21 protein-coding genes and 1 pseudogene are annotated in these 22992 nt (G+C 71.9%); 6 read left to right on the top strand and 16 right to left on the bottom strand.

Annotation, left to right across the window (positions count from 1 at the left end; all coding sequences use genetic code 11):
• Nucleotides 1-48: 48 nt before the first annotated feature.
• Genes ACFYPN_RS28495 through ACFYPN_RS28485 form a run of 3 tightly spaced genes read right to left on the bottom strand, consistent with a single transcriptional unit; the run spans nt 49 to nt 3450 of the window.
• On the bottom strand, nt 49-795 hold the full coding sequence (locus ACFYPN_RS28495; protein ID WP_389302126.1) for a succinate dehydrogenase/fumarate reductase iron-sulfur subunit: 747 nt from the start codon (nt 793-795) through the stop codon (nt 49-51).
• Nucleotides 792-2741, bottom strand: a complete 1950-nt coding sequence (locus ACFYPN_RS28490; RefSeq protein ID WP_358765875.1) for a fumarate reductase/succinate dehydrogenase flavoprotein subunit — start codon at nt 2739-2741, stop codon at nt 792-794. The genes ACFYPN_RS28495 and ACFYPN_RS28490 overlap by 4 nt, the downstream gene beginning before the upstream one ends.
• Before the next feature lies 1 nt (nt 2742).
• Complete coding sequence (locus ACFYPN_RS28485; RefSeq protein ID WP_389302123.1) at nt 2743-3450, bottom strand: succinate dehydrogenase; 708 nt, start codon at nt 3448-3450, stop codon at nt 2743-2745.
• Between the two features lie 96 nt (nt 3451-3546).
• On the opposite strand from ACFYPN_RS28485, the gene ACFYPN_RS28480 reads away from it, so the two are divergent.
• Nucleotides 3547-4467 carry a LysR substrate-binding domain-containing protein gene (locus tag ACFYPN_RS28480; RefSeq protein WP_358765879.1) on the top strand — a complete coding sequence of 307 codons (921 nt, stop codon included), beginning with the start codon at nt 3547-3549 and terminating at the stop codon, nt 4465-4467.
• Nucleotides 4468-4514: 47 nt separating this feature from the next.
• On the opposite strand, the gene ACFYPN_RS28475 is transcribed toward ACFYPN_RS28480, so the two are convergent.
• Together ACFYPN_RS28475 and ACFYPN_RS28470 are read right to left on the bottom strand one after the other, a co-directional pair.
• Complete coding sequence (locus ACFYPN_RS28475) at nt 4515-6689, bottom strand: putative bifunctional diguanylate cyclase/phosphodiesterase (RefSeq protein ID WP_389302120.1); 2175 nt, start codon at nt 6687-6689, stop codon at nt 4515-4517.
• Complete coding sequence (locus ACFYPN_RS28470; RefSeq protein ID WP_389302117.1) at nt 6686-7504, bottom strand: SAM-dependent methyltransferase; 819 nt, start codon at nt 7502-7504, stop codon at nt 6686-6688. Before ACFYPN_RS28470 ends, ACFYPN_RS28475 begins: the two co-directional genes overlap by 4 nt.
• Before the next feature lie 1294 nt (nt 7505-8798).
• Here ACFYPN_RS28470 and ACFYPN_RS28465 point away from each other — a divergent pair.
• Nucleotides 8799-9563: a hypothetical protein gene (locus tag ACFYPN_RS28465; protein ID WP_389302115.1), complete on the top strand. Its 765-nt coding sequence runs from the start codon at nt 8799-8801 to the stop codon at nt 9561-9563.
• 189 nt (nt 9564-9752) lie between these two features.
• Nucleotides 9753-10373 carry a hypothetical protein gene (locus ACFYPN_RS28460; protein ID WP_358765887.1) on the top strand — a complete coding sequence of 207 codons (621 nt, stop codon included), beginning with the start codon at nt 9753-9755 and terminating at the stop codon, nt 10371-10373.
• 102 nt (nt 10374-10475) lie between these two features.
• Here the strand turns inward: ACFYPN_RS28460 and ACFYPN_RS28455 are convergent, their stop codons facing one another.
• Nucleotides 10476-11099 carry a hypothetical protein gene (locus ACFYPN_RS28455; protein WP_389302113.1) on the bottom strand — a complete coding sequence of 208 codons (624 nt, stop codon included), beginning with the start codon at nt 11097-11099 and terminating at the stop codon, nt 10476-10478.
• A gap of 320 nt (nt 11100-11419) precedes the next feature.
• Between ACFYPN_RS28455 and ACFYPN_RS28450 the strand changes: the two genes are divergently transcribed.
• Nucleotides 11420-12079 carry a class F sortase gene (locus ACFYPN_RS28450; RefSeq protein ID WP_358765893.1) on the top strand — a complete coding sequence of 220 codons (660 nt, stop codon included), beginning with the start codon at nt 11420-11422 and terminating at the stop codon, nt 12077-12079.
• Between the two features lie 92 nt (nt 12080-12171).
• Here ACFYPN_RS28450 and ACFYPN_RS28445 read toward each other — a convergent pair whose 3' ends face one another.
• Nucleotides 12172-13026: a polysaccharide deacetylase family protein gene (locus ACFYPN_RS28445; RefSeq protein ID WP_389302110.1), complete on the bottom strand. Its 855-nt coding sequence runs from the start codon at nt 13024-13026 to the stop codon at nt 12172-12174.
• Between the two features lie 156 nt (nt 13027-13182).
• Here ACFYPN_RS28445 and ACFYPN_RS28440 point away from each other — a divergent pair, with 156 nt between their 5' ends.
• Both ACFYPN_RS28440 and ACFYPN_RS28435 read left to right on the top strand, forming a co-directional pair.
• The gene (locus tag ACFYPN_RS28440; protein WP_358764585.1) at nt 13183-13644 is read left to right on the top strand and encodes a universal stress protein; all 462 of its coding nucleotides are present in this window, start codon (nt 13183-13185) and stop codon (nt 13642-13644) included.
• A 215-nt stretch (nt 13645-13859) separates the two neighbouring features.
• A complete protein-coding gene (locus ACFYPN_RS28435) occupies nt 13860-14429 on the top strand; it encodes a sigma-70 family RNA polymerase sigma factor (RefSeq protein WP_358764586.1) in 570 nt (189 codons plus the stop codon).
• On the opposite strand, the gene ACFYPN_RS28430 is transcribed toward ACFYPN_RS28435, so the two are convergent.
• The 9 genes and pseudogenes from ACFYPN_RS28430 to ACFYPN_RS28390 all read right to left on the bottom strand — a co-directional run bounded on the left by ACFYPN_RS28430 (nt 14363) and on the right by ACFYPN_RS28390 (nt 22954).
• On the bottom strand, nt 14363-14560 hold the full coding sequence (locus ACFYPN_RS28430; protein ID WP_358764640.1) for a zf-HC2 domain-containing protein: 198 nt from the start codon (nt 14558-14560) through the stop codon (nt 14363-14365). The genes ACFYPN_RS28435 and ACFYPN_RS28430 overlap by 67 nt on opposite strands.
• A gap of 97 nt (nt 14561-14657) precedes the next feature.
• Nucleotides 14658-15848, bottom strand: coding sequence for a sensor histidine kinase (locus ACFYPN_RS28425; RefSeq protein WP_389302107.1), 1191 nt, complete (start codon nt 15846-15848; stop codon nt 14658-14660).
• A complete protein-coding gene (locus ACFYPN_RS28420; RefSeq protein WP_358764589.1) occupies nt 15845-17335 on the bottom strand; it encodes a cation acetate symporter in 1491 nt (496 codons plus the stop codon). Before ACFYPN_RS28420 ends, ACFYPN_RS28425 begins: the two co-directional genes overlap by 4 nt.
• 61 nt (nt 17336-17396) lie before the next feature.
• Nucleotides 17397-17759 (bottom strand): hypothetical protein, encoded by a 363-nt coding sequence (locus ACFYPN_RS28415; protein WP_358764591.1) that lies wholly within the window; start codon nt 17757-17759, stop codon nt 17397-17399.
• Nucleotides 17760-17838: 79 nt separating this feature from the next.
• Nucleotides 17839-18591, bottom strand: coding sequence for a LytTR family DNA-binding domain-containing protein (locus ACFYPN_RS28410; protein WP_358764593.1), 753 nt, complete (start codon nt 18589-18591; stop codon nt 17839-17841).
• A gap of 34 nt (nt 18592-18625) precedes the next feature.
• Nucleotides 18626-19486, bottom strand: a complete 861-nt coding sequence (locus ACFYPN_RS28405) for an Fpg/Nei family DNA glycosylase (RefSeq protein WP_389302102.1) — start codon at nt 19484-19486, stop codon at nt 18626-18628.
• A gap of 86 nt (nt 19487-19572) precedes the next feature.
• A pseudogene (locus tag ACFYPN_RS28400) lies at nt 19573-20424 on the bottom strand (amidohydrolase family protein); the annotation flags it as partial.
• 1 nt (nt 20425) lies between these two features.
• Nucleotides 20426-21439 (bottom strand): aldo/keto reductase, encoded by a 1014-nt coding sequence (locus tag ACFYPN_RS28395; RefSeq protein ID WP_358764599.1) that lies wholly within the window; start codon nt 21437-21439, stop codon nt 20426-20428.
• A gap of 111 nt (nt 21440-21550) precedes the next feature.
• Nucleotides 21551-22954 carry a wax ester/triacylglycerol synthase family O-acyltransferase gene (locus ACFYPN_RS28390; protein WP_389302099.1) on the bottom strand — a complete coding sequence of 468 codons (1404 nt, stop codon included), beginning with the start codon at nt 22952-22954 and terminating at the stop codon, nt 21551-21553.
• Nucleotides 22955-22992 lie beyond the last annotated feature (38 nt).

Genomic DNA, 22992 nt, shown 5'->3' with positions numbered 1-22992 from the left:
CGTCGCCCACGGTGCGGCGGCGGGACGGTCGGGGGAAGGGGGGTGGGATCAGCGCCGCACCTTGCGGGTGGCGCGCAGCCACTCCTTGTTCATGGCGGCGATCGACGGGAGCGGGATGCCCTTCGGGCAGGCGGTGGCACATTCGCCGGCCAGGGTGCAGCCGCCGAAGCCCTCCTCGTCCATGGTGGCGACCATGTCGAGCACCCGGGTCTCCCGTTCGGGCGCGCCCTGCGGCAGCACGTTGAGGTGGTTGATCTTGGCGGAGGTGAAGAGCATCGCCGAGCCGTTGGGGCAGGCGGCGACGCAGGCGCCGCAGCCGATGCACTCGGCGTGTTCAAAGGCGAAGTCGGCGTCCGGCTTGGGCACGGGGGTGGCGTGCGCGTCGGGCGCCGTACCGGTCGGGGCGGAGATGTAGCCGCCGGACTGGATGATGCGGTCGAAGGCCGAGCGGTCGACCACCAGGTCCTTGATGACCGGGAAGGCGGAGGCGCGCCAGGGCTCGATGTCGATGGTGTCGCCGTCGTCGAAGGACCGCATGTGCAGTTGGCAGGTGGTGGTGCGCTCGGGGCCGTGCGCGTCGCCGTTGATGACGAGGCTGCACGCGCCGCAGATGCCTTCGCGGCAGTCGTGGTCGAAGGCGACCGGCTCGTCGCCGGCGAGGATGAGTTCCTCGTTGAGGGTGTCGAGCATTTCGAGGAACGACATGTCCTGCGAGATGCCGTCGACCTCGTAGGTGGCCATGGCGCCGGGGGCCTCGGCGTCTCGCTGGCGCCAGATGCGCAGGGTGAGCTTCATGCGTAGCTCCGCTGGGTGGGGTGTACGTACTCGAACACGAGGTCTTCCTTGTGCAGGACGGGGGCCTCGCCGGTGGCGGTGAACTCCCAGGCGGCGGCGTAGGAGAACTCCTCGTCCCGGCGGGCGGCCTCGCCGTCCGGGGTCTGCGACTCCTCGCGGAAGTGGCCGCCGCAGGACTCGGTGCGGTGGAGGGCGTCGAGGCACATCAGCTCGGCGAGCTCCAGGTAGTCGACGATCCGGTTGGCCTTCTCCAGTGACTGGTTGAACTGCTCCCCGGTGCCGGGAACCTTGACGCGGCGCCAGAACTCCTCGCGGATCAGCGGGAGTCGGGACAGGGCGGTGCGCAGCCCCTCCTCGGTGCGGGCCATCCCGCAGTGCTCCCACATGAGTTCGCCGATCTCGCGGTGGAAGGAGTCGGGGGTGCGGTCGCCGTCGACGGCGAGCAGCAGGTTGATCCGGTCCTCGGTCTCGGCCACCGTCTCCACGACCGCCGGGTGGTCCGCGCCGACGGCGGTGGTGTGCGGGTTGCGGGCGAGGTAGTCGTTGATGGTGGAGGGCAGGACGAAGTAGCCGTCGGCCAGTCCCTGCATCAGCGCGGAGGCACCGAGGCGGTTGGCGCCGTGGTCGGAGAAGTTGGCCTCGCCGATCGCGAAGAGGCCGGGGATCGTGGTCTGGAGGTCGTAGTCGACCCAGAGGCCGCCCATCGTGTAGTGCACGGCGGGGTAGATCCGCATGGGGGTCTCGTACGGGTCCTCGGCGGTGATCCGGGCGTACATGTCGAAGAGGTTGCCGTACTTCTCCTCGACCTTGGCGCGTCCCATCCGGGCGATGGCGTCGGCGAAGTCGAGGTAGACGCCCTGGCCGCCGGGGCCGACCCCGCGGCCCTCGTCGCAGACGTTCTTCGCGGCGCGGGAGGCGATGTCGCGGGGTACGAGGTTGCCGAAGGCGGGGTAGATCCGCTCCAGGTAGTAGTCCCGCTCGTCCTCCGGGATCGTGTTGGCCGGGCGGTCGTCGCCCTTGGCCTTCGGCACCCAGATCCGGCCGTCGTTGCGGAGGGACTCGCTCATCAGGGTGAGCTTTCCCTGGTGGTCGCCGGTGCGCGGGATGCAGGTGGGGTGGATCTGGGTGAAGCAGGGGTTCGCGAAGTGGGCGCCGCGACGGTGGGCCCGCCAGATCGCGGTGGCGTTGGAGTTCATCGCATTGGTGGAGAGGTAGAAGACGTTGCCGTAGCCGCCGCTGGCGAGGACGACCGCGTCGGCGAAGTAGGTGTCGATCCGCCCGGTGACCAGGTCGCGGGCGACGATGCCCCGGGCCCTCCCGCCGACCACGATCAGGTCGAGCATCTCGGTGCGCGCGTGGAGTTCCACGTTGCCCGCGGCGATCTGCCGGGACAGCGCCTGGTAGGCGCCGAGCAGGAGTTGCTGTCCGGTCTGGCCACGGGCGTAGAAGGTGCGGGAGACCTGTACTCCGCCGAAGGAGCGGTTGTCGAGGAGGCCGCCGTACTCGCGGGCGAACGGGACGCCTTGCGCGACGCACTGGTCGATGATCTCGACGGAGATCTGCGCGAGCCGGTGCACATTGGACTCGCGGGCGCGGAAGTCGCCGCCCTTGACGGTGTCGTAGAAGAGCCGGTGGACGGAGTCGCCGTCGTTGCGGTAGTTCTTCGCGGCGTTGATGCCGCCCTGCGCGGCGACCGAGTGGGCGCGGCGCGGGGAGTCCTGGAAGCAGAACTGGACGACGTGGTAGCCCTGTTCGGCGAGGGTGGCGCCGGCCGAGCCGCCGGCCAGGCCGGTGCCGACGACGATCACCGTGTGCTTGCGGCGGTTCGCCGGGTTGACGAGCTTGGCTTCAAAGCGGCGGGTGTCCCAGCGTTCGGCGACGGGGCCCCCGGGGGCCTTGGTGTCGACGACGGGCTCGCCCGTCCGGTACTGCGTGTAGTCGCTCATGTCAGCTCACGACTCCGGTCATGACGGCGATGGGTACGGATACGAATCCCGCGGTGAGCACCACCGCGAACACGACGGCCAGGGTCTTGAGGATCCTGTCGCGCGCGGCGCTGCCGACTCCCAGGGTCTGAGCGGCGCTCCAGAACCCGTGCTGGACGTGGAGGCCCATGGCCAGCATCGCGACGATGTAGATGACGTTGCCGTACCAGGTGGAGAAGGTGTCCACGACGTTCTGGTAGGGGTGCCCGGCCTGGAAACCGCCGCTGTGCACCGTGCCCGTGGTCAGGTCGAGGATGTGCCACACGATGAAGAGCGCCAGGATGGTGCCGCCCCAGCGCATGGTCCGGGTGGCGTAGCTCGCCCGGCGCCTCTTGTGTGCGTAGCCGACGGGGCGCGCCCGGATGTCGCGCCGGCTGAGCTGGTAGGCGGAGACGGCGTGCAGCACGACCGCGGCGACCAGCACCAGGCGGACGATCCAGAGTGCCCACTCGTGGTGGAGGAAGGGCTCCCCGAGGGTGCGCAGCCAGTGCGCGTAGTGGTCGAACTCGCCGGGCCCGAAGAAGATCTTCAGGTTTCCCAGCATGTGGACGGCCAGGTAGCCGAGCATGATCAGGCCGCTCACTGCCATGATCGTTTTCTTGCCGACGGTCGAGTTCCAGAGCGTACGCGTCATGGACGGCCGTCGTTCCGCCCGCGTTGCCAATGCCATGGGCACGACGGTAGGGCCGGAGGTCCCCATCGGTCCAAGAGATGGATACGCTCATCTCCATAGGTGATGCCTATGCAATGGGTTTAACCTGCCCTTATGCACTTCCAGCAGCTCGCATATTTCGTGGCCGTCGCCGAGGCCAGGCACTTCACCCGGGCCGCCGAGGCGGTGCACGTCTCCCAGCCCTCGCTCTCCCAGCAGATCCGGGCCCTGGAGAAGGAGCTGGGCGCGGAGCTGTTCAGCCGGGCCCGGGGGAACATCACGCTGACCGACGCGGGCGAGACCCTGCTGCCGCTGGCCCGCCGCATCCTCGCGGACGCGGAGAGCGCGCGCCGCGAGGTGCAGGAGCTGGTACTGCTGCGGCGCGGGCGCATCCGCCTGGGAGCCACTCCGAGCATCTGCACCGGCCTGCTGCCCGACGTACTGCGGGCGTACCACGACCGGCATCCGGGGATCGAACTGCTCCTGGAGGAGGGCGGTTCGCACGACCTGGTGCGCCAACTGGCACGGGGGGCACTCGACCTCGCGCTGCTGGTACTCCCCCTGCCGGCCGGGTCACCCGCGTTGACCACGGTGGAACTGCTGCACGAGGACCTGGTGGTGGTGTCGGCGGCGGACTCGCCGGCGCCCGGCCGGGGCAGGTCCGTGCGGATCGCCGATCTCCAGGGCGTGCCGCTGGTGATGTTCCGCCACGGCTACGACCTGCGCGAGCTCACCGTCGCCGCGTGCCGGGCGGAGGGCTTCGAGCCCTCGTTCACGGTGGAGGGCGGCGAGATGGACGCGGTGCTCGGTTTTGTACGGGCGGGGCTCGGCATGGCCGTGGTGCCGCGCATGGTCGCGGGCCGGGCCGGCCAGGGACTCCGGATGACACCGCTGGCCCCGCCCGGTCTGCGGCGGACCATCGCGCTGGCCCACCGCACGGACGTGGCGCCGCCCCGCGCGGCCCGGGAACTCCAGCGGATGCTGCTGGAGGCGGACCCGGGAAGCCTCCTCACCGGGTCCGCCGGGCGGAGCTGAGGGGGCGGCCCCGCGCCCCGCTCACACCGCTTCGGTCGGCAGCCCTCTCACACCGCGTCGGCGAGCACCAGCGCGTGGATGCGGTCCGGGGCGCCGGGCCGGGCGTAGTACCAGCCCTGGCCGGTGTCGCATCCCAGCTCCCGCAGCTGTTCGGCCTGGGCCGCCGTCTCCACCCCCTCCACGGTCACTGCCAGGTCCAGGCTGTGCGCCAGGGTGACGATCCCCTCCACGATCTTCAGGTCGACGGGGTCGGCGGGGTGCCGCTGCATGCCCCGGGTGAAGGACCGGTCGAGCTTGAGCACGCTGACCGGCAGGCGGCGCAGGTTGGCGAGGTTGGAGTAGCCGGTGCCGAAGTCGTCGAGGGCGATGTCGACGCCCATCTCGGCGAGCTGGCGCAGCGGCTTGAGCAGTCCGTCGTCCGCGCCGATCAGGGCGGACTCGGTGAGCTCCAGGCAGAGCGCTCCGGGCTCCAGGCCGGACCTCTCCAGCACGTCCACGGTCTCGGCGACGAGGCGGGGGTGATGGAGCTGGGCGGGCGAGAGATTGACGTTGATGCGGAGCGGGCCGCCGTCGGTGTGCCGCTCCTGCCAGTGGTTGGCCTGGCGCACGGATTCCTCCAGCACCCAGCGGCCGAGCGGCACGATGAGGCCGGTGTGCTCCGCGAGCGGGATGAACTGGTCCGGGCCGAGGACGCCGTGCTGGGGGTGGCACCAGCGGACGAGGGCCTCCGCACCGTGCACGCTGCCGTCGCCGAGGTGGACCAGCGGCTGGTACTCGATGAAGAACTCGCCCCGCTCCAGGGCCGCGGGGAGCGCAGTGGTGAGCCCGTGCCGGGTGATGGCCCGCGCGTCGGCCTCCTCGTCGGCGAGCTCGAAACGGTTGCCGCCGGCGGCTTTGGCGCGGTACATCGTGATGTCCGCGCTGCGCAGCACCTCGGCGGCGCTGCGGATGCCGGAGGGGCCTTCCACGACCCCGATGGAGCCGCGTACCGTCAGCTCCCGCCCCTCGATACGGATGGGGGTGGAGAGCACGTTCAGAATGCGGCAGGCGAGGTCGCCCACCTCTCGCGCGGTGTTCGGGCCGGTGGTCAGCGCCACGAACTCGTCACCGCCGAGGCGGGCCACCATCTCCCCCTGCGCCGTCGCGCAGCTCTGCAGCCGGTCCGCGACCTCGACGAGCAGACGGTCGCCCGCCGCGTGACCGAGGCTGTCGTTGATGGCCTTGAAGCCGTCCAGGTCGAGGTAGCAGAGTCCGAAGCGGGTGCCCCCCTTGGCCGCGACCGTCTTCTCCAGCCGCTCGAAGAAGAGAGTCCGGTTGGGCAGTCCGGTGAGCGCGTCGTGGGTCGCCTCGTAACGCAGCCTCAGGTTCAGCAGCCTGCGTTCGGTGGTGTCCTCCATGAGCGCGAGCTGGTACTCCGGCAGGCCCTCGGAGTCGCGCAGCAGCGACACGGTGAGGTTGGTCCACAGGACCGTGCCGTCGTTGCGGAAGTAGGGCTTCTCCACGCGGTAGTGGTCACGTTCGCCCCGGACCAGGTCGTGGTAGTACCGCCAGACGTGCGGGGTGTCCTCCGGGTGGGCCCAGTCCGTCAGCTTGCGGCTGCGGACGTGGCTGTCGAGACCGCCGAACATCCGGGTGAGGGTGTCGTTGATCTCCAGTACGTTGCCGTCGAGGTCGGCGATCGCGATGCCGATGGCCGCCTCCGCGAAGACCGCCTGGAAACGGGCCTGCGTCTCGTGCAGCACCTGCTCGGCATGCGAGCGGGCGGTCAGCGCGGACCGGGCGATGGCCTCCTGTTCACCCAGGGTCCGTTCGCGCAGCGCGGCGCTGTACCCCCCGGCCAGCGCGTGCTGGATGCGGGCGCTGCGGGCCCGGCCGTCCTCGGTCGAGAGGCCGGCCGGGCCGTTCCCGCCGCAGTAGAGCACCAGGTACGAGTCGATGACGCCGAGGGTGGCGCTGAGCGCGTCGGGGTCGGTGCAGTGGGCGGCGACGAGGGCGCTGCCCACCTGCTGGGCGGGCGCCGCGTCGAACGGGCGGGCGTGCAGGGTCTCGTTCAGCACGCGCGCCAGGGGCAGCAGATGCTGTTCGAACTCGGGACGGGTCAGCGAGGTGGCCGTGGACGGGAAGATGGCCCGGCTCCAGATCGTGGCGAAGCGCCGGAGCCGGTCCTCGGGACCGTCCGGTTCCTCGTCCGGCGCTCCGGACTTCTGGGTGGGGATGCTCACGCCTTGCGCCCCACACCGGCGTAGCCCGAGAAGGCGAACGGGTCTTCCGGCTCGTCGGCCGTCTCCGGGTCCGGCCGCCAGTCGGGCATCGGGACCAGCCCAGGGTCCACGAGTTCGTAACCCTCGAAGAAGCGTGCCAGCTCCGCGGGCGAGCGCATGATGAGCGGATTGCGGATGCTGCTGTACACGTCCACGGCACCGCCCGCCTCCTCGCGGGTGACCGGGATGCCGTCGTACGCGGCGTGGGTGAGCACGAGCAGGCTGCCCGGGGCGAGCGCGTCGCGCAGCTCCGCGACGGCGGCGTACGGGTCGTCGGAATCCTCCACGAAGTGGAGTACGGCCACCAGCAGGAGCGCCACCGGCCTGCCGAGGTCGAGCAGTTCGCCGATCTCCGTGTTCCTCAGGATCTCCTGCGGACGGCGCAGGTCGGCCGTGACCACGGCGGTGCGGCTGTCCCCGTCGAGAACCGCACGGCTGTGCGCCACCGCGACCGGGTCGTGGTCGACGTAGGCGATGCGCGCGGCGGGGTCGGCCGCGTGGGCGATCTCGTGGACGTTGCCGAAGGTCGGGATGCCCGACCCGATGTCCAGGAACTGGGTGACGCCCGCGGCCACCGCGTAGCGCACCGCCCTGCGCATGAACGCGCGGTTGGCCTGCATGATCTTCGGGAGACCAGGCATGAACTCCATCGCCCTGCGGGCCGCTTCCCGGTCCACCTCGAAATTGTGCGAGCCGCCCAGATAGAAGTCGTACATGCGGGACACGCTCGGCACCGATATGTCTATGCCTTGCGGTGCCCAGGCGGGACGCTCCATCGATGTCTCCAACAAGTCGCCACGACGATCCGGCCATGTTCATGGTCAGTGTTGAGCTGAGGCTACTGACCGACCGCCAAGAGAGCGAGTGGAAACGGAAATTCGCGGTCCGTTATTGGTCACACCCTGGTGACAGGTGTGACCACCGTGCGTATCCGCAGGTGGACGCGGAGCGACGGGTGTTCCCACCGGGTTACCGGGCGACGATCCGGAACTGGCCAACTCGCCAACGCTGTTGAATCGGACATCTCCAGGCCCTTCATATCACATATCCATCCGTACCCTTCCCCGGGCATCCCCTCATCCCTCTCACGACATCACCGACCTTTATCGAAAGGCGAGTTGTCCGCCGTCGACGGATACCGACCCGGCGGTAACCGGGAACGGCGAACCCGCGGCGACCGAGCCGTATTTCAGGCCACACCGAATGGCCGACACGGGCCGGAGGGTGGCCTTACCGGCCCGGCTCCACCCCGCCGCGGCGCCGAACACGGCGCACGGGAGCGCGGGTCGGCCCTCACCGTCCGTCAGGCGGCACTCACCGAAAACAGTCCGTGCGGTCCGGGCCGCGCACCCGCGTCGGCACCCGCCCGCCGACGACAGAGCACGCTTCCCCCCTTCCGTACGTGAAAATCGCCGATTGTCCCACCATCAGGCGAATCACCCGAGTGCGTCGTATGCATCCCGCCGAACAGGACCATGATCCGGGGCGTGCACGGATCACGTATCGGACGGCTCACCGCGGCCACCGCGCTCCTCTGGCTGATGTCGGCTCCCGCCCCGGCGGTCGCGGACGCCTGCGCGGTCGCCGTCATCGGGCAGGACGGCGGAACGACCGCGGTCGCGGTGGCGGGGAGCGGCTTATGCACGCCTCCCCCGACGCCGCCACCCTCTCCGTCGCCCGAACCCCCACCCCCACCCCCGCCCCCTTCCCCGTCTCCCACTCCACCGCCGCCCCCGCCGCCGGAGCCGTCGCCCCCGCCGCCGCCCCCGAAGCCCCGGCCGCCGGCGCCACGCGCACTCCCGTCCCCCACTCCCCGGCCGGCGCCCCCGCCCCCCGTGCCGGCCCCGCCGCGCCCACCCGCGCCGAGTCCGTCGCCGCCCCCCTCACCCACCCCGTCCGCGCGCCCCACGGCCCATGTGGTCGCGATGCCGGCCTATCGCAGGCCCCGGCGCCAAGTCCACGACAGCGGAACCTCGTTGGTGACGCTGTCCCTGATGATCACGGCTCCCGCGGTGTTCGCCGTCGCGGTGCTCCGGCCTCGCTCGTCCCGCTGACCCGACGGAGGACACCTTGTCGGAATGGATCGCCCTCTCCATCGCTATGGCATCGGTCTGTGCCGTCGTACTCACCATCGCCGTCCTCAACAACCGCCGCGTGGGCGAGGACGACGACCCGTCCGAAACGCCCGACGTCATCGAGTACATGACGATGATGATCGGCGTGGTCTACGCCATCGTGCTCGGTCTCGCCATCGCGGGCGTCTGGGAGGGCCGCAGCTCCGCCCAGGAGTCCGTACGCCTGGAGGCCCAGGCCCTCCACGAGGTGCACGCGCGGTCGTCCGTCTATCCGGCGGAGGTCCGCAACCGCATCCGCGCCGACGTCGACACCTACGTCTCCTACGTGGTGAACGACGAATGGCGGTACATGGAGAACCACGGCTCCCTCACCGACCGCGGCACCCGGCTCATCGACACGATCCGAGCGGACGTCACCACGTACGTCCCGCGGAACGACCACGAGGGCCAGGCCTACCAGCCGCTCGTGGACCAGGTCGCCGCCGCCGACGACGCGCGCAGCGCGCGGGGGCAGAACGCCGGGGCCACGATGCCGGGGGTGGTGTGGTTCGGCCTCATCATCGGAGCCCTGGTGACCGTGGGCCTGATCTTCACGCTGCAGATCCGCAGAACCTTCCGCGAGTTGCTCCTAGCGGGCCTCTTCAGCGTACTGATCGCCTTCCTCCTCTTCCTGATCTGGGACTTCGACGCCCCCTTCGGGCGGGGCATCTCGGCGACCGCGGCCCCCTTCCTCGACCTCTTCCCGCACGCGGTGCGCTGAGGAGGACGCCGGAAGGACGCGGCCCCCGGGCGATGAACCGCCCGGGGGCCGCGCTGCCCCATTCGCCTTACTCCGATCGCGCACCATGGGGCGCGCTCCTAGCGTGTCGGACATCGAGACGTATTCCCTCATGCTTCACGCGTCGCGGAAACCGGTTCCGCGGATACGCCTCGGTCCCCGGAGGCTCACATGCGCGCGATACGTGTCGCACCCCTCGCCCTGTCCGGCGCCACCGCCCTCCTGCTCGCTTCTCCCGCCGCCCATGCCGCACCGGACGGGGGGAGCACGTCGCCGTTCACCCCCACCGTCACTCCCTCGGTCATCGCGCCCGGCGGCCAGGTCACGCTGGGCAGCGGCGGGTGTTCGGGCGGGACGACCGTCACCTCGGGAGTCTTCGACACCGCCCTCATCTCCGCCGGGAGCACCACGGCCGTCGCCACGGTGGACCGGGACGCCCAGCGCGGTGCGATCTACGCGGTGACGTTCAAATGCGGCTCCAGCGGCGACGCGAAGAACGTCGGTCTCACCATCACGGGCGGCACCGCCACGAGCGCGTCCACCGCCCCCGCCGTCGCCCCCGCCAAACCTGTCGCCCCCCTCACCCCCGTGATCGGCACCGCCACCGCTCTCGCGACGGCGAAAGCCTCGTCGCCCGCCCCGGCGGGCGTCCAGGGCGGTCTCGGCGGGAGCGTCGGGTCGCTCGACCGCGCAGAACTCGCCGCGGGCGCGACGCTCGTCCTGGTGGCTGCCGGCGCCACCGTCGTCTTCGTGCGCCGTCGCGCCACACCGACCGGCACCGGCCGTCACTGACCGGTGACGGCCCCGGGGCGTACCGCGAACGTCGGTCGCCCCGGGTCCTGACTCAGGACTCGGGGCGACGGGCCTATCGGTCCGGGCTGCAAGGACGACCCCCTAGACGGCCGCATTGCTCGTCCGACGACGGCGGACGACGAAGACAGCACCGCCGACGGCCGCGGCCGCCACCAGCGCGCCGCCGATCCGCGTCTCCGTCGAACCGGGTCCCATGGAGCCGCCGAGGCCGCCCTGAGCCCCACGGCCGTCGAGCACGGTGAACCGCGCCGTCGCCACGGCGTCGTTGCCGTTGTTGCTGCCGTTGCCGAAGCCGTTGCCGTCGTTGTTGTTGCCGCCGCCGTTGTTGTTCCCGTTGCCGCTGTTGTTGCCGTTCCCGTTGCCACTGCCACTGCCACTGTTGTTGCTGTTGTTGCTGTTGTTGCAACGCACCGACAGGTTGTAGTGCCCGGGGGTGGTGTCGTAACGGATGCGCGCGGTGGCGTACCCGGTGCGGCCCGCCGAAAGCTCCACCGTCGGGAAGGCGTTCGACCAGACCCGCCCGCCGCGGTTGCACCCCTGAGCGCTGATCTGCAGCGTGGCGCCCTGATGGACCGCGCGCGGGTTGACGGTGACGTTCACCGGGACGGACGGGGTCGGGCCGCCGCCGGCGGCGGCCAGCGAGGGGGCGAGTCCCACCGCCGCGAATGCCGTCGCGGTGACCGCGAGGGCGCGTGTAACACGCATCGTGTGAACCTCCAGCGGGACGCGCCCCGGAAGCCTCTCCTCCGGGATCGATCGAACGCGTCCCATGACGAACCCTCACCAGAACCGCGGCGAGTCGCATGTCGGCGCCGCCGCTCCCGGCACGGCGACACGCCGAACCGCGCGGGGCACTGCCTGACGGAGCCGCAGGTCACGAACCGTCAGAACTTTTATGTGGTCATTACTCCGACAGGCAGGGCGACTGACCCCCGAGGACCGCGCGCCACCCGTTCGCTCCGCTCCGATCGCCGTCGCGTCCTCTAGCCCCTAGCGTGCCGAGCGTGGCGACGAAAGGGAGAACCATGGGCCGGGACAACTGGAAGATCCAGCGGACCAGACACACTCCCTGGGGGGCGGTCGCCCTGGTCATGCTCACGGGGATCGCACTGATGAGGAACGGCGTCGACGTGCCGGACGGGCCGCCGCAGCCCGTCGCCGCCGCCCGCATCGACAGCGTGCGGGACGTGGAGGACACCCCCCTGGCGAGGGAGCCGGTGCAGATGCTGCCGTACGCCCCCGCCGCCCGCGTCTCGATCCCCGCGATCAAGGTGGACGCTCCGATCGTGGACGTGGGCCTCGACCAGGACGGCTGGATCGCCGCACCCGACCCGCAGGACAAGAATCTGGCGGGCTGGTACCAGAACGGCATCGCCCCCGGGCAACGGGGCACGTCGGTGGTCGTGGGCCATGTGGACAACATGTCGGGACCCGCCGTCTTCTACGGGCTCGGCGCCCTCACCAAGGGCGAGCACGTGGAGGTGACCCGTTACGACGGCAGGGTCGCGGTCTTCGAGATCTACGGCGTGGAGGTGTTCTCCAAGGCCGACTTCCCCGGCCCCCGGGTGTACGGGGACACCGGCTACGCCGAACTGCGGGTCATCACCTGCGGCGGCGGCTACTCGAAGGCCGGCGGGTACGACGGCAACGTGGTCGTCTTCGCGCGCCTGACGGAGACCCGCTGACCGTGGACCGGCGCGCCGGAACGCACCGGGCCCCGGCCGGGAAGCACCGGGCGGAGACGTCTCCGCCCGGTCCGCGCGCCAGGTGCCGGTGTTCAGGTGCGGTACGGCACCGTGAGCCGGTAACCCCGGTCGATCAGACGGGGCAGGTACCGGGGCAACGCCTCGACGGTCTGCGAGCGGTCGCCCCCGGCGTCGTGGGAGAGCACGACCACTCCCGGCGCCGCCCCGTCCAGCACGCGGCCGACGATCGCGTCGGTACCGGGCGTCTCCCAGTCCAGCGTGTCCACCGTCCAGGCCATCGGTTCCATGTTCAGCTCCGCGCCGATCTCGAAGGTGTTGCGGTTCCACGCCCCGTACGGCGCCCGGAACCAGAGCGGGGCGTCCCCGGCCGTCCGCTGGAGCACCTCGCTGGTCCGCTCGATCTCGTCCCTCGCCTCCGTCCGGGTCAGGCCGGTCATCAGGGGATGCGTCCACGTGTGGTTGCCGATCACGTGGCCGTCCTCGGCGATGGCCCGCACCAGATCGCGGTTGTCGTTCGCCATCTCGCCGCAGAGGAAGAACATGGCGTGCACCTGATGCCGCCGCAGGGTGGCCAGGATCTGCGGCGTGTAGAGCGGATCGGGGCCGTCGTCGAAGGTGAGCACCATCGCACGTCCGAGGTCCGGCAGCTCCTCGAAGGGCCGGGTGCGTACGGGCGGCCGCGCGGGCCGGCGGCGGGGCGCGGCCTCGGCGGCCTGGCCGACCATGGGCCGGAGCCGGTAGGCGGAGGGTCTGCGGGGTACCGCGGCGGGAGGACCGGCCGCCACCGGGGTTCGCGGGCCGGCGGCCGGCCCGGCGGGGGCTCGGGCCGGTTCCGCCGCGATCAGGCGCGCGGCGGCAGCCGCACCGAGCCCGGCGGCGATTTTCAGCAGCACCCGACGCCCTGGCGGCTTCTTTTCATATTTCATGACCAACTGCTCGCACGAAGATCTTTTATCCAGATCGTGCGACACGGAGACCCGGCAAGGTGTACCCGAGGGAAGGACGGCACCTGTGCCGACCGGCCCAATAGCGCGCCGCGACCCCGTTCGGCACCGCGTACGTGAACGGCTAGCCTTCCTGCCGTGACTGAGCAACAGCGACACCAGTTCGAACGTGGCACTGATGGTCCCAAAGTGATCGTCGCGGGCATCGACGGCTCCGAATCCTCCATGCGGGCGGCCGCCTACGCCGCCGGGCTCGCGCGCAGGCAGAACGCCACGCTGGCGCTGATCTACGTCCAGCCCCTGATGGCCACCGGAGCGGCGCTCGGGGCGCCGGTGGCCGGAACCACCGGGGACGTGGCGGAAGGGCTGATCAGTGAGATCAGGACCTCCACCGAGCGGATGAAGGACACCTGGGACGTGCGCTGGGAGTTCCACACCTTCCGCGGTGACCCGTTCAACGGGCTGGTCAGCGCCGCGGACGAGCTGAAGGCGGACGCCGTGGTGGTCGGCGCCTCCGAGTCGGCCGGGCACCGGATCGTCGGCTCGGTGGCGGTGCGGCTGGTGAAGGCGGGTCGCTGGCCGGTGACGGTGGTGCCGTAAGCGCGATCCCCGGTGGCCACCGCAGGGCCCGCAAGGTCTGCAAGGTCCGCAGGGTCCGCAGCCGAGACCACCGACCGTTCACCGCACCGCTCGCCGCTCCGTGCGACCGCTCGTCGCACGCTCCCGCCCGCGGCCTGTTCCTCCGCCCGCCGATGCGTTCCTATACGCCAGGCGGCAACGAGGCCGCCGCGACCTGCGGGAAGGGACGTTCCACGATGTCCACGGCCACCACCGACGAGCGCGCCATCGCGCAGCTGCTGCGGGAACACGGCCCCGCGCTCTTCCAGTTCCTCCAGGGACTGACCTTCGGCGACCGCCAGCGGGCCGAGGATCTGGTGCAGGAGACACTGGTGCGCGCGTGGCAGCACCCCGAGGCGTTCGCCGCGCCGTACGAGTCCATGCGGCCGTGGCTCTTCACCGTGGCCCGGCGCCTCGCCATCGACGCGCGCCGGTCCCGGCAGGCGAGGCCCGCCGAGGTGAGCGACTCCGTGCTGGAGTGCGCCTCCGCCCCGACGGACACCGCCGACTCGGCGGTCCGCTCCCTCGACGTGCGCGCGGCGGTGCGCGGGCTGAGCCCCGAACACCGTGCGGTGCTGGTGGAGATCTACTTCCACGGGCTCAGCGTCGGGGAGACGGCCGAGGTGCTCGGCATACCACCGGGCACCGTCAAGTCGCGTTCCTACTACGCCCTCCGGCTGCTCCAGCGCGATCTGCCCGGCTACTCCAGCAGGTCCTGCTCGGTCAGCAGGGCGAGGAAGCCGGGAGCCTGCAGCACCTCCGTGTAGGCGGTGGCGCACCCGTCGCAGAGGAGCAGATGGCGTGAGACCTCGCGGGCTTCCCGCTCGGTCAGCGCGTCGAGTACGTAGGCGCCGAGCAGGAGCCTCACGTGCGGGTGTTCGGCCGGACCGGCGGTCATCGCAACCTCGTATCTGCTCAACGACTCCACTCCCCTCTGCCCACGTGGATCATCCGCCGGCGGTTCAACGGACCGCGCGGGAGGCGGCGGCGCACGGTCAGGAACCGTGGACCCCGGCGCGGTATTTGGGGAGCCGCAGAGTGACCTTCATGCCCGCTCCGACGCCGGTCTCGATGACGAGCCCGTAGTCGTCGCCGTACACCTGGCGCAGCCGCTCGTCGACGTTGAGCAGACCGATGCCGGTCGAGGCGCCGCCCTCCCCGCGCAGGATCTGCCGCAGCCGTTCGGGATCCATGCCGGTGCCGTCGTCCTCGATGACGACCTCGGCCTCGGAGCCGGCGTCCAGCGCGGAGATGGTGATCCGGCTGCGGGTGACGGCCCCTTCGAGCCCGTGCTTGACGGCGTTCTCGACGAGCGGCTGGAGGCAGAGGAAGGGCAGGGCGACGGGCAGCACCTCGGGGGCCACTTGCAGGGTGACCGCCAGCCGCTCGCCGAACCTGGCTCGTACGAGCGCCAAGTACTGGTCGATGGAGTGCAGTTCGTCGGCAAGGGTGGTGAAGTCGCCGTGGCGACGGAAGGAGTAGCGCGTGAAGTCGGCAAACTCCAGAAGGAGTTCGCGGGCCTGCTCGGGGTCGGTGCGGACGAACGACGCGATGGCTGCAAGCGAGTTGAAGATGAAGTGAGGGGAGATCTGGGCGCGCAGCGCCTTGATCTCCGCTTCGATCAACTGGGTTCGTGAGCGGTCGAGTTCGGCGAGTTCCAGCTGTACGCAGACCCAGCGGGCCACCTCGCCGGCCGCGCGCGCCAGCACCGCCGACTCGCGCGGTGCGTGGGCGACGAGCACCCCGAGCACCCGGTGGTCGACGGTGAGGGGTACGGCCACCGCCCAACGCAGCGGGCAGTCGAGGTCGCCGCAGTCGGTGGTGAAGGCTGTGTCGCGGCCGTTCTCCAGCAAATCCTTGACCTGCTCCATCACGTCCGGTCCGTGGTGGTGCCCTGCGCCGTCCCAGACGAGTACCCGTTCCCGGTCGGTGAGGCAGAGCGCGTCGGTACCGAGCAGGGAGCGCAGCCTGCGGGCTGAGCGCCGGGCGCTGTCCTCGGTCAGTCCGGCCCGCAGCGGGGGTGCGGCCAGCGACGCGGTGTGCAGGGTCTCGAAGGTCGCGTGCTCGACCGGGGTCCCGACGTCGCTGGGCCGCACGGGGCGGGCGGTGCGGCGGCCGAGCAGGAAGGCCGCTCCGGTCAGCAGGGCGACAGTCACGGCGAGCACGGCGATCTGGGCCCCGGTCACCGTTCCCTCCCGGTCGTCAGGGCTTCCGGCAGGTGGAAGCGGGTCATCGCCGCGTTGGTGCCCGGGGGCACCCGCCCCGGGGTGGCGAGCGAGACGACGACCATCGCGAGGAAGCCGACCGGCACCGACCACACGGCGGGCCAGGCCAGCAGCGCGTGGGACCAGCCAGGCGGCCGTACGGCCCCGCTCACCGTGATCGCCACGGCGAGGAGGGCCGAGCCGCCGCCGAGCAGCAGTCCGGCGATGGCTCCCGGCGGGGTGAGCCGGCGCCACCAGATGCCGAGCACCAGAAGGGGGCAGAAGGACGAGGCGGAGACGGCGAAGGCCATCGCCACCGCGTCGGCCACCGGCACCCTGCTGACGAGCAGCGACCCGGCCAGGGGCACGGCGATGGCGAGGACGGTGGCGGGCCGGAAGTAGCGCACGCCGCGCTGCGGCAGGACGTCCTGGGTGATGACCCCGGCCACGGCGACGGTCAGGCCGGAGGCGGTGGAGAGGAACGCGGCGAACGCTCCCCCGGCGATCAGCGCGCCCAGCAGGTCGCCGCCGAGCCCGCCGATGACCCGCGCGGGCAGCAGCAGGACGGCGGCGTCGGCGTCGCCGCCGTGCCGCAGTTCGGGGGCGTAGAGGCGGCCGAGCGCCCCGTAGACGGGTGGCAGCAGGTAGAAGAGTCCGACCAGGGCGAGGACGGCGACGGTGGTGCGGCGCGCGTCGCGTCCGTTGGGGCTGGTGTAGAAGCGGACGACGACGTGCGGGAGCCCCATGGTGCCGAGGAAGGTGGCGACGATCAGCCCGTACGTCGCATAGAGCGGGTGGTCGGCCCGGAAGACGGAGTGCTGTCCGCCGAAGGTGACGGCCGGTGCGCCGTCGCCCCGCCAGGCGAGTACCAGGAAGAGGGCGGGGACCAGGAGTGCGGTCAGCTTCAGCCAGTACTGGAAGACCTGGACGAAGGTGATCGACCGCATCCCGCCCGCCGCGACCGCGACCACCACGACCGAGGCGACGAGCACGTCCCCGAGCCAGCCCGGGGCCCCGGTGAGGATCTGGAGGGTGAGCCCGGCTCCCTGGAGCTGGGGGACGAGGTAGAGCCAGCCCGCTCCGACGACGAACACGCTGACCAGCCGGCGCACCGGGCGCGATTCGAGGCGGCCCTCGGCGAAGTCGGGCAGGGTGTACGCCCCCGAGCGGCGCAGCGGGGCCGCGACGAAGAAGAGGAGCACCAGGTAGCCGGCGGTGTAGCCGACCGGGTACCAGAGCATGTCGGGGCCGTGCACGAGCACCAGTCCGGCGATGCCGAGGAAGGAGGCGGCGGAGAGGTATTCACCGCTGATCGCCGCCGCGTTGAGGCGGGGGCGGACGGTGCGGGAGGCGACGTAGAAGTCGGAGGTGGTGCGGGAGATCCGCAGGCCGAATCCGCCGACGAGCACCGTGGCGAGGACGACGAGGGCGACCGCCGCCCACGACGCCGTGTGGTCCGGCGCGTTCACCGTTCGAGGTGCCCTTCTCGGGGACGGGCGGGGAGGTGGGACGGGAGGTCTGCGGGGTTCCTCACGGGGCGGGGCGGCCTTCCACGAGCCGGGCGAAGTCCCGTTCGTTGCGTTCGGCCCGGCGTACGTACCACCAGGCGAGGAGGGTGATCGGCGGGTAGGCGGCGAATCCGAGGGCGGCCCAGACGACAGCGCCGCTGCGCAGGGTGGTGAAGACGAGCGGGAGGGTGCCGGCGACGAGCGCGAGGGCGGCGAAGGCGGTGAGCCCGGCGCGGAGCTGGCTGCGCATCAACGAGCGTACGTACGCTCCGCCGAGGGCGGTCTGTTCGTCGATCTCGGACTGGGTGCGGTGGCGCGGCAGCGGACGCACCCTCCGGGGCACTCCCGTCACGACCTCGCGCCGGGGCGTGGGCTCTGCGGACATGAGCTGGGAGTTTAGGCGCACGGGGTACGGCTGGGAAGGGGCTCGGCCGCCGCCCCGGTCAGGGCTGACACGGCACCGGTCAGCGGCTTCCCTGGCGCATCAGCAGATCGCGCAGTGCGCGGCTGTGGCGGCGGCTCACGGCGAGTTCGGCACCCCCGATGCGGACGCTCATGGCGCCCGCGTCCAGGCGGAGTTCGTCGATGCGGGCGAGGGCGACGAGGTGACGGCGGTGGATGCGGACGAAGCCGCGGGAGCGCCAGCGTTCCTCCAGTGTTGTGAGCGGAATCCGCACGAGGTGGCTGCCGGTGTCGGTGTGCAGGCGGGCGTAGTCGCCCTGGGCCTCGGCGTACGCGATGTCCTCGACGGGCACGAACCGGATCACTCCGCCCAGCTCGACCTGCACCGGGTCTCCGCCGGCGTCGTGCACCGGCGCGGTGCGCTCCCCGACCTGTTCGGCGACGCGGCGTACGGCCTCGGCGAGGCGCTCGCGGCGCACCGGCTTGAGCACGTAGTCGACGGCCTTGAGATCGAAGGCGTGCACGGCGAAGCCCTCGTGGGCGGTGACGAAGACGATGAGCGGGGGCGCGGCGAAGCCGCCCAGCAGCTGGGCGACGTCGAGGCCGGTGAGGCCGGCCATGTGGATGTCCAGGAAGACGACGTCGATGGCGTCGGGGTGGTCCGGTCCCGCGTCGACGGCGGCGCCGATGCGGCGCAGCGCCTCGGTGGCGCCGGTGGCGCCTTCGGCACGGTGGATGCGGGGGTCGGCGCGCAGGAGGTAGAGGAGTTCCTCCAGGGCCGGTTCTTCGTCGTCGACGGCGAGTACGCGCAGCATGAGGCCGGAGTGTAGGCGGTGTCCGGCGGCCCGTTCACTTCAGGAAGCGTGACGTCCTGCGGTCGGCGAGCGGCTTCCCGCCGGTCTGGCAGGTGGGACAGTACTGGAGCGCGGAGTCGCTGAACGACACTTCCAGGATGATGTCCCCGCAGACCGGACAGGGCTCCCCCGCCCGTCCGTGGACCCGCATGCCGCCGCGTTTCTCGGACTTGAGCCTGCCGGCGGCGACCCCGCTGGTGCGCGCTACGGCTTCCTCCAGGGTGGTCCGCAGTGCCGTGTGCAGGTGGTTGATGTCGTCGTCGTCGAGGTCGGTGGTGCGCTTGAACGGGGACATCTTCGCGGCGTGCAGGATCTCGTCGCTGTAGGCGTTGCCAATGCCCGCGATCAGCGACTGGTCGCGGAGCGCGCCCTTGATCTGGCGGCGCTCCCCGGCGAGCAGGGCGGCGAAGGCGTCCCGGTCGAAGTCCGGGGCCAGCGGGTCGGGGCCGAGGCGGGCGATGCCGGGAACGTCCATCGGGTCGTGCACCAGGTACACGGCGAGCCGCTTCTTGCTGCCCATCTCGGTCAGGTCAAACCCCTCGCCGTCGGCGAGGACGGTACGCAGGGCGAGTGGCCCCTTGCCGGGCCCCGGCGGTTTGGCGGGGAAGGACTCCCGCCACTGCAGCCAGCCGGCCCGGGACAGATGGGTGACGAGGTGGAGGGGGCCGGCGCCGATGTCGAGGAACTTGCCGTGCCGGTCCACCGAGGTGACGGTCGTGCCCTCCAGCGCGGTGGGAGGTGGGTCGTACGTCTTGAGCACGTTGACGGAGAGCGGGAGGACGCGTGCGATCTCCTTGCCTACCAGATGATCGCCGAGGAAGACCCGCAGGGCTTCGACTTCCGGCAGCTCGGGCATGTGTCCAGCCTGCCGCAGCCTCCGCCCGGTCGGCCACCGCTGGCCGGGCCGTCGTCCGCCCGGCGCGCCTGCGGGGAGGTTCGGCCGAGCCGGTAGACCCGGGTCGCGGTCCCGGCGAAGACGGCCGCGCGTTCGTCCCCGGAGAGGCCGGCGGTGAGGGTGTGCGCGGCCCGGAGCACCTCCTCGTACGAAGCGGCGAGCCGGCACACCGGCCAGTCCGAGCCGAACATCAGCCGTCGGGGTCCGAAGCCGTCGAGCAGGACGTCGGCGTACGGGCGCAGGTCGTCCACGGTCCAGTGGCGCGGGTCCGCCTCGGTGACGAGGCCGGAGAGTTTGCAGACCGTGTTGGGGAGTGCGGCCAGCGCGCGCAGGTCGTCGGCCCAGGGCCGGAGCCGTCCCCGGGCGACGGGTGGCTTCCCCGCGTGGTCGAGTACGAAGGTGAGTCCGGGCAGCAGTGCGGCGGCGGCCGTCGCGGCGGGCAGCTGGTGGGGCCGGACGATCAGGTCGTAGGCGAGCCCGGCGTCGGCGACGGCGGCCAGGCCCCGCAGCACGTCGGGGCGGAGCAGCCAGCGCGGGTCGCTCTCGCCCTGGACCTGGTGGCGGATTCCGGTGAGCAGGTCGCCGCCGGGCAGGGCCCGGAGGGCGGCGAGGGTGTCCGCGACGTCCGGGGCGGTGAGGTCGGTCCAGCCGACGACCCCGGCGACGAGGTCGCTGCCCCGGGCGAGGGCCAGGAACTCCGGTGTCTCCTCGGCGACGGAGACGGTCTGTACGAGAACGGTGGCACCCACGCCCGCGGCCCGTGCCTCGGGTTCCAGATCGGCCAGGGTGAAGCTGCGCCGGATGGGGGCGAGCTCCTCGCCGGTGATCCACTCCTGGTCGCGCACGGAGAGGTCCCAGACGTGGTGGTGGGCGTCGACTGTCGTCGCGGGCGGGGTCATGTCACCGCTCGCCGGGGTTCCGCGCTCCGGTGGGCGCACCGGGGGCCGGGAGGAGGCCTTCGGAGCGCAGGTCGTCCCAGAGCGCGGGGGGCGGCGGGGTGCGCAGCAGGGCGGCGGCGTCCCGCACCTCGGCCGGCGAGCGGGTGCCGACCAGCACGGTGGCGACCGCCGGGTGGGCGAGGGAGTGGTGCAGGGCGGCAGCGCGCAGCGGAACGCCGTGGGCCTCGGTGACGGCCTTCATCCGCAGGGCGCGCTCCAGCAGCTCGGCGGGGGCGGTCGCGTAGTCGTACGGGGCGCCGGGGCGCGGATCAGCGAGCAGGCCCGAGTTGAAGACCCCGCCGACGACGACGCTGCGCCCCCGGGCCCGGGCCTCGGGGAGCAGCTCGTCCAGTGCGCTGCCGTCGAGGAGGGTGTGGCGCCCGGCGCAGAGCACGACGTCGACGTCGGTGTCCCGCAGGAAACGGGTGAGCAGGGCGGTCTGGTTCATTCCGGCGCCGATCGCGCCGACGACGCCTTCGCCGCGCAGCCGTTCCAGGGCCGGGTACGCCTCGCCGAAGGCGGCTTCGGCGTGGTCGTCCGGATCGTGGAGATAGACCACGTCGACGCGGTCGAGGCCGAGGCGCGCCAGGCTGTCCTCGATGGATTTGCGCACCCCGTCCGCGCTGAAGTCCCAGCGGCGGCGGTGCGTCACCGGCACCGCGAACCCGTCGTCGAGACCGTCCGCTGCGGGCGTCCCTCCGGCGGCCAGCGGGTCGAGTATCCGGCCGACCTTGGTGGAGAGGGTGTACGAGGCGCGGGGCCGGGACCGCAGTGCGGCGCCGAGCCGCCGCTCGGAGAGGCCGAGGCCGTAGTGCGGGGCGGTGTCGAAGTGCCGGATGCCCTCGTCCCACGCGGCGTCCACCGCGAGGGCCGCCTGACCGGGGTCGACGGCACGGAAGAGATTGCCGATGGCCGCTGCGCCGAAGGACAGCTCGGTGACTTCGACGGCGGTACGTCCGAGTGTGCTGGTCCGCATGGCGTGCCGCCCTCGCTGAATGATCGCTCTACCGTACAGAGCGAATATTCATCGGATCACTGAGGCAAGTCAACCGAGCAGGCACCGCTCAGCTCCTCTCTTCACCCGCCATCAGTCCGATCGCTCCCTCACTCCCGCCCGATCGCGTACGCGCGAGGACGCTCCGCTCTCTCGAGCCGCGAGTTCCTGGAGCTCTGCCAGCTCGTCCGTCATCGCCGCCGCGAGCAGCTCCAGGTCCGGCAGCGCCCGGCCGTCGGCGACCAGGCCGACCTGCACCCGCCCGCCGTACGTGGAGAGCGCCACGGCCAGCGACTGGCCCCGGGCCAGCGGGGCCATCGGATAGAGGGAGCGCAGCGGGCAGCCGCCGAGCGACAGTTCGGCGCGGGGCAGCGGGACGCTGGTGACCAGGAGGTCGAAGAGCATCCGGGCCGCGTTACCGGCGAGGGGAGCGCCGAAGCGGTGGGCCAGCGGCGGGAGCCGGTCGGCCAGTACGGCGACGGCTCCCGCCCCCTTCAGCGGGCCCGCCGCCTTGTTGCGCTCCATCGCGACGCGTACGGCCAGCAGCCGGCGGCGGGCGTCCGGCTCGGAGACGGGGAGCCCGAGGAGGTAGGCGGAGAGCCGGTTGCCGTTCTGGGCGGCCCCGCCCGGACGCCGGCGCGAGACGGGTACCAGGGCCCGGGGATCGCCGGGCAGCTCCTCGCCGCGGCCGGTCATCCACCGCCTCAGCGCCCCGGCGACGACGGCGAGCAGCACGTCGTTGGCCGTACCGCCTTCTGCCCTGCGGACGCGCTGTACGGCCTCCGCGTCCAGGTCCGCGGTGACGAGCCGCCGGGTGCCGCTGGAGCCTGCCGCCAGGGCGCCGGAGCCGCCCGGCGCCAGCCGGCTCGCGCGCACCACCGACGCCCCCACCCCCAGTGCCCGGCCGACCTCTTCGAGGCGGCCGCGCGCGAGGCCGGCGACCTCCCGGGGGCCGGGCATCCAGGAGCGCGGCGGGACGGGGGTACGCCGCACGGCCGTCGCCCGGCGGGAGGCGACGGCCGCGATCTCGTCGAAGATGCCCGCGCCGATCGCGACGGCGCGCATGCCGTCGGCCAGCGCATGGTGCAGTTTCACGAGCACGGCGAACGGGTCGTCACCCGACCCGCCCTCCAGCAGGTACATCTCCCAGGGCGGCAGTCCCCGGGCGATCGGGCGTTCCATCAGATCGCCCGCGAGCGAGGTCGCCGCCGCCATGAAGTCGCCCGCAGGCAGCACGCGTCGGTGCACGTGGTGCCGGACGTCGAAGTCCTTGTCGGTGGACCAGGCCGCGCCACCGAGGGGCAGCAGGACGTCCCGTACCCGCATCCGGAGCCGCGGGACGGCCGCCGCGCGCTCCCGGAGCAGTTCCAGCACGTCCTGTCGCGGGCCGCCGGGCACCGGGGAGAAGACCGCGAGCGCGCCCAGGTGCATCGGGTGGGCCTCGGACTCCAGGTGCCAGAAGGCCAGGTCGAGAGGGGCGAGCAGTTCGGTACCCATGGGGGTCCTCATGTCATCGGGGGAAGATCCGGACCGCC

It is taken from the genome of Streptomyces sp. NPDC005576 (assembly GCF_042871745.1).
In the GTDB taxonomy this organism is placed as follows: Bacteria; Actinomycetota; Actinomycetes; order Streptomycetales; family Streptomycetaceae; genus Streptomyces.
This window is presented reverse-complemented; position numbering and strand designations above follow the sequence as displayed.

Bases quoted from the DNA above. Each gene is read 5' to 3' on its own strand.
- ACFYPN_RS28495 (WP_389302126.1), bottom strand. From the start codon at position 795: ATGAAGCTCACCCTGCGCATCTGGCGCCAGCGAGACGCCGAGGCCCCC.
- ACFYPN_RS28490 (WP_358765875.1), bottom strand. From the start codon at position 2,741: ATGAGCGACTACACGCAGTACCGGACGGGCGAGCCCGTCGTCGACACC.
- ACFYPN_RS28485 (WP_389302123.1), bottom strand. From the start codon at position 3,450: ATGGCATTGGCAACGCGGGCGGAACGACGGCCGTCCATGACGCGTACG.
- ACFYPN_RS28480 (WP_358765879.1), top strand. From the start codon at position 3,547: ATGCACTTCCAGCAGCTCGCATATTTCGTGGCCGTCGCCGAGGCCAGG.
- ACFYPN_RS28470 (WP_389302117.1), bottom strand. From the start codon at position 7,504: ATGGAGCGTCCCGCCTGGGCACCGCAAGGCATAGACATATCGGTGCCG.
- ACFYPN_RS28460 (WP_358765887.1), top strand. From the start codon at position 9,753: ATGCGCGCGATACGTGTCGCACCCCTCGCCCTGTCCGGCGCCACCGCC.
- ACFYPN_RS28455 (WP_389302113.1), bottom strand. From the start codon at position 11,099: ATGCGTGTTACACGCGCCCTCGCGGTCACCGCGACGGCATTCGCGGCG.
- ACFYPN_RS28450 (WP_358765893.1), top strand. From the start codon at position 11,420: ATGGGCCGGGACAACTGGAAGATCCAGCGGACCAGACACACTCCCTGG.
- ACFYPN_RS28445 (WP_389302110.1), bottom strand. From the start codon at position 13,026: ATGAAATATGAAAAGAAGCCGCCAGGGCGTCGGGTGCTGCTGAAAATC.
- ACFYPN_RS28435 (WP_358764586.1), top strand. From the start codon at position 13,860: ATGTCCACGGCCACCACCGACGAGCGCGCCATCGCGCAGCTGCTGCGG.
- ACFYPN_RS28430 (WP_358764640.1), bottom strand. From the start codon at position 14,560: ATGACCGCCGGTCCGGCCGAACACCCGCACGTGAGGCTCCTGCTCGGC.
- ACFYPN_RS28415 (WP_358764591.1), bottom strand. From the start codon at position 17,759: ATGTCCGCAGAGCCCACGCCCCGGCGCGAGGTCGTGACGGGAGTGCCC.
- ACFYPN_RS28410 (WP_358764593.1), bottom strand. From the start codon at position 18,591: ATGCTGCGCGTACTCGCCGTCGACGACGAAGAACCGGCCCTGGAGGAA.
- ACFYPN_RS28405 (WP_389302102.1), bottom strand. From the start codon at position 19,486: ATGCCCGAGCTGCCGGAAGTCGAAGCCCTGCGGGTCTTCCTCGGCGAT.
- ACFYPN_RS28395 (WP_358764599.1), bottom strand. From the start codon at position 21,439: ATGCGGACCAGCACACTCGGACGTACCGCCGTCGAAGTCACCGAGCTG.
- ACFYPN_RS28390 (WP_389302099.1), bottom strand. From the start codon at position 22,954: ATGGGTACCGAACTGCTCGCCCCTCTCGACCTGGCCTTCTGGCACCTG.